Source organism: Clostridium arbusti SL206, from assembly GCF_000246895.1.
Taxonomy (GTDB): Bacteria; Bacillota; Clostridia; order Clostridiales; family Clostridiaceae; genus Clostridium_I; species Clostridium_I arbusti.
Genome location: NZ_BAEV01000003.1, coordinates 1 through 20,770, shown reverse-complemented (window position 1 = coordinate 20,770; position 20,770 = coordinate 1). Strand labels below are relative to the sequence as shown.

Annotated in this window: 16 protein-coding genes; 13 read left to right on the top strand and 3 right to left on the bottom strand. The window is 30.4% G+C overall.

Going from position 1 to position 20,770, the window contains the following annotated elements:
• Nucleotides 1-27: 27 nt before the first annotated feature.
• The 9 genes from RH99_RS01090 (at nucleotide 28) to dgoD (ending at nucleotide 11,716) form a co-directional block, all read left to right on the top strand.
• Complete coding sequence (locus RH99_RS01090; RefSeq protein ID WP_010233222.1) at nucleotides 28-879, top strand: dimethylarginine dimethylaminohydrolase family protein; 852 nt, start codon at nucleotides 28-30, stop codon at nucleotides 877-879.
• 437 nt (nucleotides 880-1,316) lie between these two features.
• Nucleotides 1,317-2,966, top strand: a complete 1,650-nt coding sequence (locus RH99_RS01085; protein WP_010233220.1) for a M20/M25/M40 family metallo-hydrolase — start codon at nucleotides 1,317-1,319, stop codon at nucleotides 2,964-2,966.
• Nucleotides 2,967-3,060: 94 nt separating this feature from the next.
• Nucleotides 3,061-4,212 carry a pyridoxal phosphate-dependent aminotransferase gene (locus RH99_RS01080; RefSeq protein WP_010233218.1) on the top strand — a complete coding sequence of 384 codons (1,152 nt, stop codon included), beginning with the start codon at nucleotides 3,061-3,063 and terminating at the stop codon, nucleotides 4,210-4,212.
• Nucleotides 4,213-4,635: 423 nt separating this feature from the next.
• Nucleotides 4,636-7,590 carry a sigma 54-interacting transcriptional regulator gene (locus RH99_RS01075; RefSeq protein WP_035776112.1) on the top strand — a complete coding sequence of 985 codons (2,955 nt, stop codon included), beginning with the start codon at nucleotides 4,636-4,638 and terminating at the stop codon, nucleotides 7,588-7,590.
• Between the two features lie 50 nt (nucleotides 7,591-7,640).
• Nucleotides 7,641-8,258 (top strand): bifunctional 4-hydroxy-2-oxoglutarate aldolase/2-dehydro-3-deoxy-phosphogluconate aldolase, encoded by a 618-nt coding sequence (locus tag RH99_RS01070; RefSeq protein WP_010233212.1) that lies wholly within the window; start codon nucleotides 7,641-7,643, stop codon nucleotides 8,256-8,258.
• Between the two features lie 11 nt (nucleotides 8,259-8,269).
• A complete protein-coding gene (locus RH99_RS01065) occupies nucleotides 8,270-8,740 on the top strand; it encodes a PTS sugar transporter subunit IIA (protein ID WP_010233210.1) in 471 nt (156 codons plus the stop codon).
• 98 nt (nucleotides 8,741-8,838) lie between these two features.
• Nucleotides 8,839-9,117, top strand: coding sequence for a PTS sugar transporter subunit IIB (locus tag RH99_RS01060; RefSeq protein WP_010233208.1), 279 nt, complete (start codon nucleotides 8,839-8,841; stop codon nucleotides 9,115-9,117).
• Nucleotides 9,118-9,147: 30 nt separating this feature from the next.
• A complete protein-coding gene (locus tag RH99_RS01055; protein WP_010233205.1) occupies nucleotides 9,148-10,530 on the top strand; it encodes a PTS galactitol transporter subunit IIC in 1,383 nt (460 codons plus the stop codon).
• Between the two features lie 40 nt (nucleotides 10,531-10,570).
• The gene (gene dgoD, locus RH99_RS01050) at nucleotides 10,571-11,716 is read left to right on the top strand and encodes a galactonate dehydratase (RefSeq protein WP_010233203.1); all 1,146 of its coding nucleotides are present in this window, start codon (nucleotides 10,571-10,573) and stop codon (nucleotides 11,714-11,716) included.
• A gap of 181 nt (nucleotides 11,717-11,897) precedes the next feature.
• On the opposite strand, the gene RH99_RS01045 is transcribed toward dgoD, so the two are convergent.
• Complete coding sequence (locus RH99_RS01045; protein WP_010233201.1) at nucleotides 11,898-14,087, bottom strand: alpha-galactosidase; 2,190 nt, start codon at nucleotides 14,085-14,087, stop codon at nucleotides 11,898-11,900.
• A gap of 201 nt (nucleotides 14,088-14,288) precedes the next feature.
• Between RH99_RS01045 and RH99_RS01040 the strand changes: the two genes are divergently transcribed.
• Nucleotides 14,289-15,137 carry an AraC family transcriptional regulator gene (locus tag RH99_RS01040; RefSeq protein ID WP_010233195.1) on the top strand — a complete coding sequence of 283 codons (849 nt, stop codon included), beginning with the start codon at nucleotides 14,289-14,291 and terminating at the stop codon, nucleotides 15,135-15,137.
• Nucleotides 15,138-15,362: 225 nt separating this feature from the next.
• On the opposite strand, the gene RH99_RS01035 is transcribed toward RH99_RS01040, so the two are convergent.
• On the bottom strand, nucleotides 15,363-16,304 hold the full coding sequence (locus RH99_RS01035) for a DUF5107 domain-containing protein (protein ID WP_010233192.1): 942 nt from the start codon (nucleotides 16,302-16,304) through the stop codon (nucleotides 15,363-15,365).
• 743 nt (nucleotides 16,305-17,047) lie between these two features.
• Here RH99_RS01035 and RH99_RS01030 point away from each other — a divergent pair.
• From RH99_RS01030 to RH99_RS01020, 3 genes are all read left to right on the top strand, one after another.
• The gene (locus tag RH99_RS01030; protein WP_010233189.1) at nucleotides 17,048-18,325 is read left to right on the top strand and encodes an ABC transporter substrate-binding protein; all 1,278 of its coding nucleotides are present in this window, start codon (nucleotides 17,048-17,050) and stop codon (nucleotides 18,323-18,325) included.
• 91 nt (nucleotides 18,326-18,416) lie between these two features.
• Nucleotides 18,417-19,334 carry a carbohydrate ABC transporter permease gene (locus RH99_RS01025; protein ID WP_010233187.1) on the top strand — a complete coding sequence of 306 codons (918 nt, stop codon included), beginning with the start codon at nucleotides 18,417-18,419 and terminating at the stop codon, nucleotides 19,332-19,334.
• A 19-nt stretch (nucleotides 19,335-19,353) separates the two neighbouring features.
• Nucleotides 19,354-20,181 (top strand): carbohydrate ABC transporter permease, encoded by an 828-nt coding sequence (locus tag RH99_RS01020; protein WP_010233185.1) that lies wholly within the window; start codon nucleotides 19,354-19,356, stop codon nucleotides 20,179-20,181.
• 135 nt (nucleotides 20,182-20,316) lie between these two features.
• Here RH99_RS01020 and RH99_RS01015 read toward each other — a convergent pair.
• Nucleotides 20,317-20,770 (bottom strand): helix-turn-helix transcriptional regulator (locus tag RH99_RS01015; protein WP_010233183.1); only part of this gene is annotated, 454 nt, incomplete at its 5' end.

The window sequence follows — 20,770 nt, the reverse complement described above, 5'->3', positions numbered from 1 at the left end:
TCAATTAATATTGAAAGGGAGATTGAAATGGAAAAATGTTTTGTTAAAAACTCAACTGCTGTATTAAAAAAAGTATTACTTTGTCCTCCCGATTATATGAAACTCCAAGCAATTAATGTTATAGCAGAAAAATGGATTAAAGAAAATAATGAATTAGATATACAAAAATGTATTAGAGAACATAAAGAATTGATAAAAGCTTATGAAGAAAATGGAGTGGAAGTAGTTTTAATGGAGCCTGATAAAAAATTGACTAATGAGGTTTTTGCAAGAGATTTTGGGGCTTGTATAAAGGAAGGATATATTTTAGGAAATTTTAAGGAAGATATTAGAAAGGGAGAAACAGAAGCCTATAGAAAAAAGCTTGAAGAATTAGGTGTTCCTTGTGTTGCTAAAGTTACAAAAGGTTTTTTTGAAGGTGGAGATTTTTGGTTTTTAGATAACGATACTTTAGCTATAGGAGTTGTCGCAAGAACTGACGAATCGGCTATACAAGATATAAAAGAACAGATTAGTAGTTTTGGATATAATATAATACCTGTAAGATGTCACAAAGAAAATCTCCATTTAGATATGTGTTTTAATATTGTGGATGAAAAGTTAGCTGTAGTATGTAAACAGTCTCTACCTGACAGTTTTATACGTATCTTAGAGGAAAGGAAATTTTCTCTAATTGATATTCCAAAGGAAGGAGTTTTTAAACATTATTGCAATTTACAAGCCTTAGGAAACGGAAAAGTAATATCTCTTAAATCAAACGAAGAAGTAAATAAAAAATTGAAGGTTTATGGCATTAGAGTTATAGAATTAGATTTAACTGAAACACTAAAAAGTGGAGGAGGACCACATTGTATGACCTTTCCATTAGAGCGTAAATGAATTTTTGAGATCTGAAAGAATATTTATATTGAGAATTTAAAGATCCAATATACTTTTTTAATATAGGGAAATAAAAACACTATGAAAATCAATTAATCATATGATTTTCATAGTGTTTTTATTGGTTTTAGTAGTATATTTAGTTAGTTTTTATTTCATAAAACAGTTAAGCAAGGATGTACCCGTTTTTACTCCGGACTTAAAGAAAAGTAGGGAAGCAAAATCTTTGATTTTGTGTGAATCACCTTCACAGAGTGCATGGAAGTATTAGAACAGGGAGTCATAGGATAAAAATATAATTTAATAAACATTAACAATAGGTAACTAGTATAAATAAGATGAAGTAAAAGGATAATTTTACAGTAAAGAATTTATGAATTAAAAATATTTATAAATTAATGAATGTAAGTATAAATCCCTTGAAGGGTGGTCTTAATTTGAATAATTTGTTTGGAGATATAGAGAAGTTAACACTTGAATTAGTTAATATACCTAGTATTAATGGTACTGAAGGTGAAAGAAAAATAAGCAATAAGATAGTTCAATATATAGAAAATATTGAATATTTTAAGACACATAAACAATATATTTTTAAGGTTCCTCTTAAAAAAGATCCATATGGAAGAGCAAATGTTTTTGCATTATTAATAGGTGAGAAGAATCCTTCAAGTGAAACTATAATTTTACACGGACATATGGATACTGTAGGAGTAGATGATTTTGGAAATCTATCGGATTATGCTTTTGATAGTGAAATTCTTAAGAAAAAGTTAAAAGAATTAGATTTAAGTGAGGAAATAAAGAATGATTTAAATAGTGACGATTGGATGTTTGGAAGAGGATCCGCAGATATGAAAAGTGGAGTTGCTGTTCATTTAGCAGTACTTAAAGAGTTATCCAAAAACTTAAAAGATTTTAGTGGAAATATTTTGTTTATGTCAAACCCTGTAGAGGAAAATCAACATACAGGTATAATAGAAGCCTTGGATACTTTAAGCTATTTAAAAGATAAATACAATCTAAAATATATTTTAGCAATAAATAATGACTATATTTGTCCATTATATTCGGGAGATAACACAAAGTACATTTATACTGGTGTGGTAGGTAAGATTCTTTCTTGTTTTTATATTGTAGGTCAAGAAACTCATGTTGGACAATGTTTTGAGGGGTTAAATCCTAATTTGATAGCAGCAGAGATAATAAAAAATATAGATTTAAATACAAATTTATGTGATGGGTATAAAGGAGAATATACTCTTCCACCAACAATTCTAAAATATGAGGATTTAAAGGAAAGTTACAATGTACAAACACCTTTTGCATCTTTCCTTTACTTTAACTATTTTGTTCATAATGCTTCTATTAATGAAATTACAGATACCTTAAAGAGTATAGCAGAAAAATCTTTTAATAATGTAATTTCTAATGTTAATAAAAGCTATGAAAGGTTTTGTATATTGTCAACTCAACAATATAAGGCTTTTAATTGGAAGGTTAATGTGATTACCTATTCAGAGTTGTATGAAAAAGTAAAAGGTAAATATGGTGATAAATTAGATAATATAATAAGTAATTTAACTAAGTCATTATCAGATAAAAATACTGATATAAGAGAAATTTGTCTTAAGGTAGTAGAAAAACTTTGGAAAATCAAAGGGGATAAAAAGCCTGCGGTTGTTTTATTTTTTGCACCACCTTATTGCCCACATAATACTTTAAAAAGTGAAAGTGAATCTGAAAATAGTGTTATAGAAAAAGTTAAGGAATGCATGAAAGATATTGAGAAAGAAAGCAATGAGAAATTTAAAATGCTTCGATTTTTTCCTAGTTTATCAGATAGCAGTTATATAAAAATTGATGATGATTATAATTCTATACAACGTTTAATAGATAATTTTCCGGATTGGTCACATTTATATAATATACCTATTCACGGGATAAATAGTTTGAATATTCCAGCAATTAATTATGGATGCTACGGTAAAGATGCACATAAGTGGACAGAGAGAGTATATAAACCCTACTCTTTTGATACGCTTCCAAAATTAATTTTATTAACAGTATATAAATTTTTAAATAATTAAGATATGAAAAATGATGGAGATATTAAAAGAACAGAGGAAGGTATTGTAATTAAAGAAAAATTCTAAAAAATATTATATGGATAGGTGATATGTTATGGAGCATAGATTTATTTCAAAAAAACATTCTCAAAATATAGATACAGTTATGTTTGAGTTGCCAGCAGATTTAAAACAAGATAAGAATATAATAGATTTAAGTATAGGTGTTCCAGATTTTATAACTCCTAAGGTGATAATTGAAAGAGCTATGCAGGATGCAATGAATGGTCATACTAAATATACAGAGCCTAAAGGTGATCCTGAGTTTATTAGAGAAATAATAAAGTTTTATGACCATGAATATAATTATAATTTTACAGAAAAAGAGGTGATGGCAGTAGTAGGTGCTTGTCATGGAATGTATTTAGTGCTGGAGGCAATTATTGATGAGGGAGATGAGGTAATAATTCATGAGCCTTATTTTACACCTTATAAAGAACAAATAAAATTGGTTGGTGGTAAAACGGTAATTTTAAAGACAGTAGAAGAGGATAATTTTAGTATTAATATAGATAAATTGAAAGCATTAATAACTAAAAAAACTAAGGCTATAATTTTGAACTCACCCAACAATCCAACAGGCGCCTTCTTTGATAAAGAATTGTTAAATGAAATAGCAAAGGTAGCTATAGAAAATGATTTGATAATAATATCTGATGAAGTATATGATAGTTTCACTTATAAAGAAAAATTTTTACCTATTGCGTCTATACCTGGAATGAAGGAAAGAACAATAACAATTGGAAGCTTTTCTAAAGGGTACGCTATGACGGGGTGGAGAATAGGTTATGTAATTGCCACAGATTATATAATAGAGTGCATAAAAAATATTAATGAAAATATGTGTTATTCAGCACCCTCTATCTCACAAAGAGCGGCCTTACATGCACTGCGGCTAAGAGAAAAGGTGCAGCCTAGAATAATAAATGAGGTTAAAAAAAGAATATTTTATTCCTATGAGAGGATAAATAAGATTAAGGGACTAAGTGTTCTTCCACCTAAAGGTAGCATATATCACTTTATTAACATTAAAGGTACAGGTATGAGTTCAGTAGAATTTTCAAAAATGATTGCTGAAAAAACTAAAGTTATCCTTATACCTGGAACTGCTTTTGGAGATAGTGGAGAAGGATATGTGAGAATTGCATGTATTGTTGGAGTGGAAAAGCTTAAGGAAGCCTTTGATAGAATTGAAAAAGTTTTATAATAATTATCTTTAGTAGTAAAATGACTAAAAAGCTGTCTCGTTAGGTATAGATATTATTGGAGACAGCTCTCTTTATGATATTGAAAGTTAATATAAGGCACATTCAAATAAATAACTAGTCAGTATGCTAGTCTATTTTGAATCCCACTACGTCAACAGAACCTTCAGATAGCTCACTATCTGAAGAACCTATTTCCTTGTAGGATTGAAAATATACGTCGCATCTTTGACTTACTATTTATTTTCATATGCCTAAATCTAAATTTTATAAGGAATTATTTCACGTATTGATATAATTACATTTATCTGTAAAAATTTTCACATAAAAATATTTTTATATTTCTTGCATTATTAAAAGAAATTATTATATGCTTTATAGTGGTATTAAGTTAATGTTTAAAGGAATCTAATTTTAAATAAAGCATGAAGGTGATAAATTTGGATGCTAAAATTAAAAAAATAATAGACTCGGAAGATAAGAGAAATCCATATACTGATGAAGAAATAGCAAAACAGGTGGGGATATCTAGAGAGATAGTAACTCAATGTAGAAAACTTAATAGAATTCCAGATTCCAGACAGAGAAGGAAAGAAATAATATTAAAAGATGCATTAGAAATTATAAAAAAAGATAGAAATATATCAGATAGAGCATTTACAAGAGGTTTAAATGATATAGGATACAAATTATCAAGATACACAGCAGTTGAAATAAAAAAAGAAGCTGCTAAACTTTTAGAAGATAGTGATATTAATATGGTTGAAACTAATAAAGTTGAACTTAAAGAAAACGTTATCTATGAGAAAGGAACTACAGAAAAAGAGTATGACCCATTTAATTCTATTATAGGAAATGATGGTAGTTTAAAGCTTCAGATAAATCAAGCTAAGGCGGCAATTTTATATCCTCCAAATGGACTTCATACATTACTACTTGGTCCATCAGGAGTTGGGAAAAGCTATATGGCTGAGGTGATGTATAATTTTGCAAAGACTACCAAAAACTTTTCTACTAATGCACCTTTTATGGTATTTAACTGTGCTGATTATGCAGATAATCCTCAATTATTATTATCGCAGTTATTTGGACATGCAAAAGGTGCCTTTACTGGTGCCGGAGATGGTAAAAAGGGAATGGTAGAACTTTGTGACGGCGGCATATTATTCCTAGATGAAATTCATAGACTACCTTCTGAAGGTCAGGAAATACTTTTTTACTTAATAGATAGGGGTAAATTCAGAAGACTAGGAGAAACGGAGCTTACTAGAGAAAGTAAATTAATGATTATTGCAGCAACTACTGAAAGTCCAGAAGGCTCTTTACTTTTGACCTTTAGAAGAAGGATACCTATGATAATTCAAATACCTTCTATTAATGATAGATCTTATAAGGAGAGATTTGAAATAATAAAAAATTTCTTTCTAAATGAAAGTGTAAGGTTAGGTAAGGATATATTTGTGTCAAGAGACGTTATAAAATCCTTTATGATACATGATTGTCCTGGTAATATAGGTCAGCTGAAAAGTGATATTCAGGTATGCTGTGCAAAAGGATTCTTGAATTCAACTCTTAATAATAAAGAAAATGTAAGAGTTATCTTTAAGGATGTACCGGATTATGTTAAAGAACAGGTATTGAGTTCTAATATAAAGGATGATGAACTAGAGAAATATACTTATGAGGATATAATAGTTTCCTCAAAGGGGATAGAGGTATTGCGTAAGGATTTATACAATGATGTAAATACAGATAATATTTACTTATTTATTGAAGAAAGCTATAAGAAATTAAAAAATGAGGGCCATAGTGATAGAGATATTAATAAGATAATAGGCAGTCAGGTAGAAGATGAACTCATGAGATTTGCTACAGCAGTAAATTTATCTTCTACAAATATAAGAGAGTTAGTTGATATTATTGGTGAAGATATACTGGAGGTAATAGAAGATATTTATAGTTTAATTAAAGAAAATATACCTGAAATTCAGAGAAAGGTAATATATCCTCTGGCAATTCATCTAAAATCAGCTCATGATAGATTGTTAAACAGACATAATATAGTTAATCCAAATTTAGATATGGTTAAAAAAGAGTATAAAAAGGAGTATAGAGTTTCTAAGAAAATCGCTGAATTAGTAGAGCAAAAATTTAATATAAATTTTCCAGAAGATGAAATAGCCTTTATTGCCCTCTATCTAAAACATTTTCAACATAAAAATAAGATTGAAGAAGGTAGAGTGGGAATAATAGTATTGTCTCATGGAAGAGTAGCTTCTGGCATGGCGGAGGTTGCCAATAGGTTATTAGGCGTGAAACATGCTGTTGGTCTAGAAATGGAACTCAGTGATTCGCCAAATATAATGCTTGAAAAAACTATAAAACTTGTGAAAAAGGTTGATGAGGGCAAGGGGTGTATTTTATTAGTGGACATGGGTTCTCTAACAACCTTTGGAGATATAATAACTGCAAAAACAGGAATCCCAACTAGAGTAATAGGCAGAGTTGATACTTTGATGGTACTGGAGTGTGTAAGAAGAGCTCTGTTACCTGAAGATACACTGGATAGTATAGCTGATGAAATAGATAATAAAAATTATATTAGTAGGGGCTGTAGTATAGATGACACTAATAAAGCTAAAGCAATAATAACCTTATGCATAACAGGGGAAGGTTCGGCTGAAAAGGTAAAAGAGTATATTCAAAATTATTTGGAGGATAGTGTTAAAGATATTGAAATAATACCTTTAGGATATATGAATGGTGAGAATGTTAATTCAATCATAGATAGGATACATAAAAATAAAGAGATTTTAGCTATAGTTGGTACTATAAATCCAGAAATTAAGGGTATACCTTTTATATCTGTAGAAAATGTAGTAACGGGTACAGCTTTAGGTACTCTAAAAAAGTTAATTAATAAGGAAAATATATTAAAAAATAAGCTATCAAATATAATACCAACTGATTTTATTTTCCCACAGGAAGATTACAAATATAAGGATGAACTATTAGATAATATGACTAAGAGGTTAGTTGAGGCCGATTATGTAGAAGATGGTTTTTTATTGAGTTTATACAAGAGAGAGGCATTGGGAGCCACGTATTTAAAGGGTGGAATAGCCATTCCACATGGTGATAGTAAATTTGTTACAAAACCAACCATAGCAGTTACTAAATTAGCCAAACCTATAAATTGGGATGGTGTAAATAATGTGGATTTAATTTTTATGATTGCGTTAAAAGAAGATTCAAAGGATTACTTTGAACAATTATATAGGATAATATCAAGTAATGAGGCACTTTTAAAAATAAGATCGGCTAAAGATAAAAAAGAAATAATGGATATTTTATTTAAAACCACAATATTGACCAGATAGTTGGCATCATAGTTGCTCTATATAATAGTGTAATCAAGGAGGTGAAATAAATGAATATAAAAAACTTTCCAAGAGTCACTATTATCTTAAGAGGATGTACTTACACTCAGGCAGAAACAGTTATTAAAGCATTGCTGAAAAGTAATATAAATTCAGTTGAGATTACAATGAATACTGAAGGTTCCATAGATATGATTCATGATTTTCATAAAAAATATGGAGATAAAATTCATATAGGAGCTGGTACTGTTACTACTTTAGAAAATGCAAAAAAAGCAATTAATGCAGGAGCTGAATTTATTCTTTCACCAGTTCTATTATCTAAGGAAATAATAGATCTTTGTAAGGAAAACTCAGTAATAACAGTGCCTGGGGCTATGAGTCCAACAGAAATATATAAATCTTTTGAAGATGGGGCAGATATAGTTAAGGTATTTCCAGCAGTAGAATGTGGAAGTAGATTTTTTAAGGATGTTAAAGCACCACTAGGGGAATTACCTCTAATGGCTGTGGGTGGTATTAATAAGGATAATTCAAAGGAATTTTTCAGTAAGGGAGCAGATTTTTTAGGAATAGGTTCTGGTGTATTTAATAAAGATGATGTATTAAATGAAAATATAGAAGGTTTGATAGAATCTTTAAAAGAATTTGAAAAAAAGATAGGTTAGAAGGTGTGAAAATGAGTGGTGAAGTTTACTTTTCAAAGGATTTAGTATTCAAAAATTTAGAGTTTAACGATAATATAGAAGCTTTAAAGTTTTTGGCTACAAAGCTCTTGGAAAAGGGTTATGTGAAAAAAGGATATGAGAAGGCCATTTTAGACAGAGAAAAGGAGTATCCAACGGCGCTACCTTCTGTAGATGTGAAAATAGCAATACCTCATGCAGACCATAAATTAGTAAATAAGGCAAGCTTAGCTGTGGGAGTATTAAAGAATCCAGTGAAATTTAGAGCTATGGATGATCCAGATAAAAGTCTAAATGTAAGTATTATAATTATGCTTGCACTAAGCGAACCTCATGGTCATATTGAAATGCTTCAGAGAATAGTTAAACTTATACAGAATCCAGATTTACTAAAACAAATTGTAAAGGCTTCTTCAGATGAAGAAATTATTAATGAATTGACTCCATATCTTATGGCAAATTAATTAATAAGAAATATTTTAATCTCAGCAATAAAACTTTAAAATAAGAAATATTATTAAATTAGTAAAAATTAATGAAAAAATATAAGGGGGATTTTAAAATGAAAAGAGTATTAGTAGCATGTGGAAATGGAATAGCAACATCAACAGTGGTGGCAACTAAAATTAAAGAGGCTTGTGAAGATCAACATGTAGATATAGCAGTAACTCAGTGTAAACTTTTAGAAGTAGAATCAAAGGTTTCAGATTATGATTTATTAGTAACTACAGGAAAATTTGAGGGTGAGGCTGTAAACGTTCCAGTAATAGGAGCAATATCGTTATTAACGGGAGTTGGAGAAGAAGAAACCATTGATGAAATTGTGAATGCACTAAAATAAGATACATTCATAGTATGGGGGGGTTTATAAATGATATTAAAAGTATTTAATGTTCTACTGGATGCAGGGCCTACTGTCATGCTTCCATTGATCATATTTGTTATAGGACTTATATTTAGAGTAAAACCAGCAAAAGCATTTAGGTCTGGTTTAATAGTAGGAATAGGTTTCGCAGGAATTAAGCTTGTAATAAATCTTCTTGCAACAAACCTTGGACCAGCAGCGCAGGATATGGTAAAGAACTTTGGAATAAAACTGGATGTATTAGATGTAGGATGGGGCGCCATAGCAGCAGTGACCTGGTCTTCACCAATAATTGCTATTTTAATATTTGTTATATTACTTAGCAATATAGTCTTACTCATACTCAAGAAAACAAATACATTAGATGTTGATATATGGAATTACCATCATATGGCCATAGTTGGAATAATGACTTATTTTGTTACAAAGAATGTTGTTCTAGGTGTGTCAGCAACTGTAGCAATGGCAGTAATTACATTTAAAATGTCAGATTGGACGGAACATCTTGTAAAGGATTACTTTGGACTTCCGGGAGTATCTCTACCAACGGTATCGGCTTTATCTTCATTAGTTATAGCAGTACCATTAAATATGCTTTTAGATAGAATTCCAGGAATAAATAAGGTTAAATTTGATATAAAAGATGCTAAAAAGTATTTAGGTTTCTTTGGAGAACCAATGATTATGGGACTTATCCTAGGAGGCGTTATAGGCGCACTTGCAAAGTATGACATAACTAAAATACTTGGTATAGCTGTTAATATGGCAGCGGTAATGGTGCTTATTCCTAAGATGACTTCTTTATTTATGGAAGGCTTAATGCCAATCTCTGAAGCAGCAAAGAAATTTACTAAAGAAAAATTCAAAGGAAGAAAATTCCTAATAGGTTTAGATGCAGCTGTAGTAGTTGGAAATACAGAAGTTATAACTACATCTCTTATAGTAATACCACTAACTATAGCGTTAGCAGTAGTTTTGCCAGGTAACAGAGTACTACCCTTTGCAGATTTAGCTGTAGTTCCATTTAGAGTAGCTTTGGTAGTAGCCCTAACCAGAGGTAATTTAATAAAGAATATTATTATGGGCTTAGCATGTACAGGTGCAATATTATTAGCAGGAACTAAGACTGCGCCAGTAATGACAGAACTTGCAAAGTCTACAGGTATAGATTTATCTATGGCAGGTGGTGCGCTCATATCTTCTTTTGCAGCAACAAGTTTAACAGTAAGTTTTATAGTATTTGAAGTGTTTACGGGAAATGTAGTAATAACAGTACCTATTTTCATTGCAGCATTTGTAGCTATATGGTTTTATATTGAGGTAATCAAGAAGAAAAAAGATGCACAAAAAGTGTTACAAAGTGAAGAGAAAAGTCCGGTTTTAGAATAGGCTGTATCTAAATTGATAATAGTTCTGGAGGGATATATATATGAAAGTAACAGGAGTAAAAGTATACAAAATAAAACCAAGATGGATATTTATAAAGATAAGTACAGATGAGGGAATTGATGGATGGGGAGAATTGATTTCAGGAACTAAAACAGAAACAGTAGTAGCTGGAGCTAAAGAAATGGGAGAATATCTTATAGGTAAGAATCCTTTTGAGATAGAGAGATTATGGCAGGAATTGTACCGTTCTTTCTTTAGAGGCGGGCCAATTAATATGACTGTAATATCAGGAATAGAAATGGCACTATGGGATATAAAGGGTAAATTTTACAATATGCCTGTATATGAATTCCTAGGGGGAGCAGCAAGAGATAGATTAATGGTATATTCATGGATAGGTGGAGACAGACCAGCAGAGGTTGTTAAAGAAGCTCTTGATAGAAAAAATAGAGGCTTTCAGGCTGTAAAAATGAATGCCACAGAAGAATTACATTATATAGATTCCTTTAAAAAGGTGCAGGCAGTAGTGGATAGAGTTGCATCCATAAGGGAAGAAGTAGGTTATGATCTTAACATAGGCGTAGATTTTCATGGAAGAGTACACAAGCCAATGGCAAAGGTTTTAGCAAAGGAATTAGACCCATATAAACTTATGTTTCTTGAAGAAGTTGTACTGCCAGAAAATGAGGAGGCTTTTGCAGAAGTAGCAAAATATACGTCAACTCCTTTAGCTACAGGTGAAAGATTATGTACAAGATGGGAATTTAAAAATATTCTCAAGAATGGAGTCATAGATATTATTCAGCCCGATTTAGCATTAACAGGGGGGATACTTGAGGCAAGGAAGATAGCAGCTATGGCAGAAGCCTTTGACATAGCAGTAGCACCACATGCACCTTATGGACCAATAGCACTTGCAGCAACACTACAAATGGATGTATGTACTCCTAATGTATTTATACAGGAGCAGAGTCTTGGAATACACTACAATAAAGGTTTTGACTTGCTAGATTTCGTAAAAAATAAAGAAATATTTCAATACAAGGATGGCTATGTAGACATACCTAAAAAGCCAGGACTTGGACTAGAAATTGATGAAGAATTTGTAGAAAAGATTGCTTTAGAAGGATTAGTATGGACAAATCCTAAGTGGAAAAATTATGATGGCACTATAGCAGAATGGTAGCTAGAAAATAGAAATATCCCTGATATGCTGTTTGATGGAGCATATTAGGGGTATTTCTATTTTTGTGTTTTATTACTTGAAAAGTGATGGTATTTTTGATGTCGCTAAAGTTCTTATTAGTTATCCAGACAATAAAAAGACATATAGATTTTGTAAATTAAATCTATATGTCTTTTTATAATTAAATAGTGCTCTTTAATACCCAAGTAATACTTTGATAGTCACCTTCTAAATCTGGAATAGTAAGTCCTGCATACATTAATTCATCTCCAGAAAAAACACCTTCTTTTCCTTCAATGGAGTAATCTTTATTAGGATCTAAACCTCTAAAATATATTTTACTTATAGGTTCATTTGGAGTCCCTAATACTCTAAAATATGCAACGAAAGCTTGTGTTTTGTCCTCTGAAACAACCATCCAAGCAGCCTCATCATTTTCAAAAGGACTTATAAGTCTATACATATCACCAAATTGGATTAGTTCTCTAAGAGATTTATATTCTTCAACTTGATTTTTTACAATTTCCTTTTCTTCCTCAGAAAATTTTGTAAGATCAAGTTCGTATCCAAAGTTGCCAGACATAGCTACATCTCCCCTCATTTTCAGAGGAGTGTTTCTATGAACCTGATGATTTGGAACTGCTGAAACGTGAGAGCCCATAGTACTGATAGGATAAACTATACTTGTACCATACTGAATTTTTAATCTCTCTACTGCATCTGTATCATCACTAGTCCAAATCTGAGGCATATAATAGAGTATGCCTGCATCAAAACGGCCGCCGCCGCCAGAGCAGCCTTCAAAAAGTATATTTGGAAAATTTGTAGTGAGCTTTTCGTAAATTTTATAAAGTCCAAGGATATATCTGTGAGCTGTTTCTCTTTGTCTTTCAGGAGGTAAATACTCTGAACCGATTTCTGTCATATTTCTGTTCATATCCCATTTAACATATTCTACATTAACAGTACTTAAAATGTCTGATACTGATCTTATAATGTATTCACACACATCTTCTCTTGAAAGATCTAATATAAGCTGTTGTCTTGCCTGTGTACGTCTTCGGTCTGGTACATGAAGACACCAATCTGGGTGAGACCTATATAAATCACTGTCAGGAGATACCATTTCAGGTTCAAACCACAAGCCGAACTTTAAATCTAATTTATTTATCCTATTTGCTAAATCATCTAAACCTTCAGGAAGTTTTTTTGAATCAGCTATCCAATCTCCTAGGGAACAATCATCGTTGTCTCTTTTTCCAAACCAACCATCATCCAGTACAAAGAGCTCAATACCAAGTTCTTTAGCAACGCTAGCAATGTTTTCTATTTTTTCTGCATTGAAGTCAAAGTAAGTTGCTTCCCAATTGTTAACAAGAACAGGTCTTGTCGTATCTCTGAAATTTCCTCTACATAATCTACTACGATAGAGTTTATGATAAGTTCTGGACATTTCACCTATACCATTTGAGGAATAAACCATTACAGTTTCTGGAGTTTGGAAAGTCTCATTAGGTTCTAAAACCCAAGAGAAGTCGAAAGGATTTATACCAATAGATACTCTGGTAGTTTTATATTGATCAACTTCTGCCTGAGCTATAAAATTTCCGCTATAAACTAAATTGAAACCATATACATCACCATGCTCTTCTGTAGCATCCTTACTTAGAAGTGCAATAAATGGGTTATGTTGATGACTACTTGCACCACGTCTGCTTTCAACAGATTGATTACCATTTATAAGAGGAGTTCTTTCAATTTGTCTTTCTCTTGCCCAAGATCCATGAAGATGCATAAAATCATAAGTACAATTGTCAAAATCAACACTTGTACTTAAAGCACTGAGTAACTTTAATTTTGTATTACCGCTATTTATAAAACGTACATTTCTTGTAATAGCATCATATTTTTCATAAGCTGTATAAGATAAAATTGCTTTGAGACCTATTAATGAATCATATAATACTATTTCTAAAGTATCAGCTTCATCATCATTTTCTACATAGGTAGCAGGTAGGTTCTCAAGCTTTGGCTTGCCTTTTATAATTTTATGAGAATCATATCTTAAATCAGTTATAGTAGAGCCATTTTCCAGCTGAACTGAATATGCAGGTACTCTGAAATCACTAGTTCCATAAGAGGGATATTCCTGAGGTAATGTGTCAAGTGATAGTAATTCATTATTAGGATCAGGATTTGGTGAAAAAGATCCTCTTCGTTTAAGTGATAGCAATTCAGTATTAAATTTTTTTAGCTTTCTTCCCCAGTAAAGATGAGCTAAATAATTTTCATCATGTATTTGTAGTATATAACTGCTGTTTCCAGCCTTAAGGTGAAATGATCTTGTATTTTCATCATAAACAATACTCATAATTTATAATACCTCCATATGATATGTAACTGAATAATTATTTGGATTACTCAGTTCATAATTAAATTCAAATAAAAGAAAACGTTTGCTATACTAATAATTATAAATTTATTATAAATAAATGAAATGGATAAATATAAGATAAATATGGTATAATCTAAGATATAAATTTTATTTATTCTATTGACAGGAGACTTTTATATGGAATTTAAAAGAGAAATAACATTCTTTTCAACAGTTAATAAAGAAGGATTTGATCTTATAGTGTATCAATGTGGTATGGAAAAATGTAAGCCTTCCTATTTTTTTGGCCCGGCAGTAAGAGATCATTATTTAATACATTTTATATTAGAGGGAAAAGGTACTTTTCGTGTTAAGGATAAAGAATATAGATTAGAAAGAAATCAAGGATTTCTCATATGTCCAGACACTATCACTTATTATGAAGCTGATAAAAATGAACCGTGGGTATATACTTGGGTTGGTTTTAAGGGAATTAAGGCTAAAAATTATCTTAAATTAGCTAATTTAGATGAAGATAATCCAATATTTCAATGTGAAGAAGAAGACTTAGTTAAAAATTGTTTTGAGGGTATGAGAAAAGCATCAGTTTTAAAGAATGGAAAAGAATTGAGGTTGCAGGGACTGTTGTCAATTTTTCTATCTGAATTAATTGAAAAATCTCCTGACAGCAGAATTATAGATAGCAATTATAAGGAATTATATATTAAAAAAACTTTGGATTTTATTGAGACTAACTTTTCAAGGAATATAACTGTACCTGAAATGGCAAAAAATATAGGACTTAATAAAAATTATTTTAGTAATTTTTTCAAAGAGAATATAGGAATTTCGCCACAACAATATTTGATACAGTTTAGGATGAACAAGGCTTGTGAACTCATGAAGAATTCTACACTTACAATAAGTGATATATCCCGTTCTGTAGGGTATAATGATCCTCTGGGGTTTTCAAAAATATTTAAAAAAGCCATGGGAATATCACCAAAAGCTTATAGAGAAAGTCATTTTGAGAGAATTGGATCTTAGATCTGTGATTTTAGAAAATTGGGTATTTAATAGAATAGCAGTTATGTGGAATTAATTAAATAAGAGCAAAATCTTAATACATAAGGGGTTGCTTTTGCTTTTTTGTTGTAAAAAGACAAATTTACAAAAATGAATTCACCATAATATAATACAATAATATATTATGATGAATTTAAAAAATATGTGGAAGATGTATTAAATAAGGGCTAACTTTGTATATTTCATTCATTCATCTACTTTTTTTAACTCCAGTGAAATTTCAAAATTAAGTGGCTCTTTTGGTTTTAAATAATATAAGTTATTGTTACTTTTGGCAGTATCTATATCATCATAAAAGCCATTTGTAGGTTCAAGAGCACAATTGTAATCACCTCTAAAACCGCCTTCAGTAACCCAAAAACCAAGATAGGGCAGTTTGTTTTTATCAAAATTTATGGTAAAGAGTGAAGAGTTACTAGGATAATATATAGAACACTCACCTTCGTTAATTATACCGTTTACATAATATTTTTCAGTTTTGTTTAAAGAACTACTACCAATTCTATTCAATTTATAATCTTTATTAGCTAAAGTTTTAGTTACAGGATATTTGTGTATTGAGTTTTTTTTGCCTAGTATACTACTTTCATGAACATTTATAATTTCAGTTGTATCTTTAGGAAATGATAATTCAACATCTTCACTGCAATTCACTAAGCAATGCATGGCCCAAATGCAAGGGAAGGGTGAGTTACCTGTGTTCACTATGTTATATTTTATTTTAACAACATTATTTTCAAGGTGAATTAGTTTTTTATAAGTGTAGGGTAGAATAGAGCTTGAAAAGGTTAATTCAAGGTATTCATCTATAAATCTATAATCAAAAGAAGAACTCCATATTTCACCGTGATCTGGATATAAAACTTCTTTACCTTGGTATTGTACTTTAGAGGAGTCTATAGTTGGAAAAGCATCATCAAAACCTGATGCATCAAAAGAAGCAAAATCAGAATTTAATTCTGGTTTTTTGTATTCACTTTTTTTATTTTGAAATAACAATTCAAATTTGGTTAATTTATTATAAAGAGAAATAAGTTTACCTCCTAAATCTGGAATAACAATTACTTTCAATTCATCATTTTCTAATGTAATTGAATTCATGTTTTTAAAAGTATTTTCGTAAATCATAGTGCAATGCCCCTTTAATAATTTATCATTAATAATATTTTAATCTTAAGTAAGGTGAATTAACAGTAAAGCTATATATAGCTTTCAGCAAAGATAATTACTGAAATTTTACTAGAATTAACTGAGATAAAATTTCAATTTTTAATTGCCTAAATCTATTCATGTGTAATTGTTGACAACAAGTAGATAATGATTAAATTTGAACATATAAATTGTATTACTCTAATTTAATGTAAGAAAAGGTTTTTTATAGTAATTTTAACATATTTGCTATATGATTTAAAGTAAAATTGAAAAGTTATTAATTATAATATTTATTATACATATATGTTTAGTAAATATAACTAAATCTGAGAGAGAAATTATAATACTAAATACATTTATTATATATATACATTTAGTAAAGCTTTACCTCCCATATTGCAACTTGTATATGAACTGAAAAAATATTTAATTATTAGAGAATTATTTACACTAGAACTTGATATGAAGGGGATTAGTATATATACGCATACAGATTTTTCGTAGAAAGTTATAATTAATAGTAGAAATTTAATATGTAATTGGAAAACGTTTTCTGATATAATGTAAACGTAAACATAAGTAAAATATAAGTAAAACATGTTTATACTTTACTTTAATTACGCACTAAATGATTAGAATTTATGAGGGGGTTCATAAAAGTATTAAGTAAAAGATATCTATAATTTTAAATTAATTTTGAATAAGAGAGGGGATTTAAAATGAGAAAAAAATTTAAAAAGATTGCTGCTATTGCACTGGGTCTTGTAATAACGATGTCTGTTTTTGCAGGCTGTGGAGGATCTAGTAGTTCTTCAGGAGGAAATGTAACGCTTACTTATTCAATTTGGGATAAAAATCAGCAAGCAGGAATGCAGGCTATAGCAGATGCCTTCCACAAGAAAAATCCTAATATTACTGTAAAAGTAGAGGTAACACCATGGGATCAGTATTGGACAAAATTAGATGCAGGGGCTTCTAGTGGAACAATGCCAGATGTATTTTGGATGCATTCAAATCAATATCTGAAATATGCAAATGGCAATATGTTAATGGATATAACTGATAAAATAAAGAGTAGCAAAGAAGCATCAATGAGTAATTTTCCAGAAGGTCTTGTAGATACTTATACTGTTAAAGGAAAATATTATGCAATGCCAAAAGATTATGGAACTATAGGATTATGGTATAACAAAGCTATGTTTGATGCAAAGGGCATAGCTTATCCAGATGATACTTGGGACTGGAATAAACTTTTAGAGGTTGCACAGAAATTAACTGATTCTTCAAAGGGAGTATATGGATTTGTAGCTCCTGCAGATGACGAACAAGGATATTACAATTTTGTTTATCAAAATCAAGGATATATACTTTCACCAGATAAAACAAAATCAGGTTTCGATTTACCAGCAACAAAAGAAGCTATACAATGGGATGTTGATTTAAGTAGGAAATATAAAGTTTCTCCAACTCAACAGCAAATTGCAGACACAACATTTACTCAATATTTTGAATCAGGAAAAGCTGCTATGGGGTTATTTGGGTCATGGATGGTAAGTGAATTCAACTCAAATGATTACGTTGCAAAAAATTGTAACGTAGCCGTTATGCCTAAGGGAAAAGTAAGAGCAACTATCTATAATGGACTAGCAAATTCTGTTTCTGCAAAGACTAAACATCCAGAAGAAGCATGGAAGTTCTTGGAGTACTTAGGAAGTAAAGAAGCCAATACTATTCACGGAGAAAAAGGTGCAGCAATACCAGCTTATAAGGGTACAGAAGATTCATGGGTAAATGCTTTCAGCAATTTCAATGTAAAAGTATATCCGGAAATGCTTGAATATGGTGTTGTATTCCCTAATTCAGAATCAAAGGCAAAATGGTATCCAATTCAAAATGAAACAATGACAAGAGTATTTAGTGGACAGCTTTCTGTAGATCAAGGAACTAGTCAGATTTCTAAACAGATGAATGATCTCTTAGCTGCAGAAAAGAAATAATTAATTAATGTAGTAATTGATGTATTTTGCACCAATTACTACAACTAAAATACTAATAAACTTATCAGTTATGATAGAAGGAGGAGTAAAAATGAAAGCTGTGGGCAAAGTTTCGGAAAAAAAGCAGACTTCAAGAAAGTTTCAGGACTATAAATGGGCTTATATCATGATAGCACCTACAATAATAGGACTTATTGTTTTAAATATATGGCCACTGATTCAGACTATTATTTTGAGCTTCAATACAGTAGATGGTTTTAGTCAGATGCAGTGGAGTGGATTAAGCAATTATAAAAAATTATTTGATGATCCTGAAGTATGGCAGGCGACCTTGAATACACTTAAATATACTATAGTTTCTGTTCCGATTGGTGTTATTCTTTCTTTAGTTATTGCTGTACTTTTAAATGCAAACATTAAGGGGAAAACTATATATCGTGTAATTTATTTTCTACCGGTAGTTTCAGCTCCAGCTGCTATAGCTATGGTTTGGAAATGGCTTTACAACTCAGAATATGGACTGTTTAATTATTTATTATCTCTGGTAGGTATACAAGGACCAAGATGGCTTTCTGATCCTAAACTCTCTCTTTTATCAATAATTATAGTTGGGATATGGAGCGTTTTGGGATATAATATGATAATTTTACTTGCAGGTTTACAGGAGATTCCTAAGACTTTTTATGAAGCAGCTGAAATAGATGGTGCAGGTCCAATCAGAAGATTCTTCAGCATTACATTTCCACTGGTATCACCAACTATGTTCTTTGTAGTTGTTACATCTATAATCGGAGGACTTCAGATATTCGATTTGATATTCATGATGGTTGACAGAACAAATGCAGCATTACAATCTACACAATCGCTGGTATATCTTTTCTATAAATATTCTTTTGTTATGAATGACAAAGGATATGGTTCAACTATAGTAACACTTTTATTGGCAATAATATTGGTAGTAACTGTATTACAACTTAAATTGCAGAAAAAATGGGTTCACTATGATTAATCTTATGGAGGTGTAAACTATGGGAAATAATAACTCAAAATCAAATATTATTGTTCACATTGTATTAATAATAGGAGCTTTTGCAATGCTACTTCCATTTTTATGGATGTTAATAACTTCATTGAAAACTCTTACGGAATCAACACAGATTCCACCTACACTTATTCCTAAAATTTTTAACGTCAGTAACTATAGTGATGTTTGGCATCAGTTGCCTTTTGCAGCTTTTTATGCAAATACGTTCCTTATGATGCTTTTTAGAATTATATTCTCAGTTTTTTTTAGTGCTATGGCAGCTTATGCCTTTGCCAGAATAGAGTTTCCGGGAAAGAATATTTTCTTTATGATAATACTTATACAGATGATGATTCCAGGACAAATATTCATTATTCCACAGTATCTTATAGTTTCAAAACTCGGTTTATTAAACTCTGTAGGAGCATTGGTAGTACCTGGAGTTGTAAGTGCTTTTGGTACATTCCTACTAAGACAGTTTTTTATAGGGATCCCCGTTGAATTAGAAGAAGCAGCAGTACTAGATGGATGCAGCAGATGGCAGATATTTTATAAAATAATGTTGCCATTAACAAAGTCAGGTTTAGTTGCAATTGGAATATTTACTGCATTATTTTCTTGGAAAGACTTAATGTGGCCTTTAATAGTAAATACATCAATAGATAAGATGCCTTTAGCATCAGGTCTTGCATCGCTTCAAGGTCAATATTCAACAAACTTTCCTCAGCTAATGGCTGGTTCAATGATAGCTATATGGCCAATGCTTATATTATTTATAATATTCCAGAAACAATTTATACAGGGAATAGCAAGTACTGGTTCAAAGAATTAATGCTAGTAATATAGGTTTAATAGAAATATAAAATATCTTTAAGTAGAATTCATTAATTATGAATAAAAATTAGTCTCAGTATTTCAAGTATGTATGCTGAGACTAATTTTTTTATATCTGAATTGGTGATAATAACTATATATCTTTAAGTATATTCTTTGCTCTATATTCTTTAGGAGTTAATGAAGTATGTTTTTTAAATACACTGCAAAAATAGGAAGTATTACTGAAACCTAGGATTTCAGATATGTTATATATTTTATTGTTTATATCCATAAGCAGTTCTTTTGCTTTTGATATTTTTAATTCCATAATATAGTCAGAAATATTTTGTCCAAAATTTTGTTTAAAAACATAGCTTATATAATTTGGAGTATAACTAAGATTATCCGCAATACTATTTATGCTTATACTATTTAAATAATCTTTTTTAATATATTTTTTAATTTGTTCAGCAATTATAGAGTATTTATTAGTTTTATTTAGAAGATACTTACTAACATAAGTAAGTAAATTTTCTATTAAATTAGTGGCATCTATTGAGGTTTCAAGATTTAATAGTTTGTTCCACCATAGGTATACTACGTGT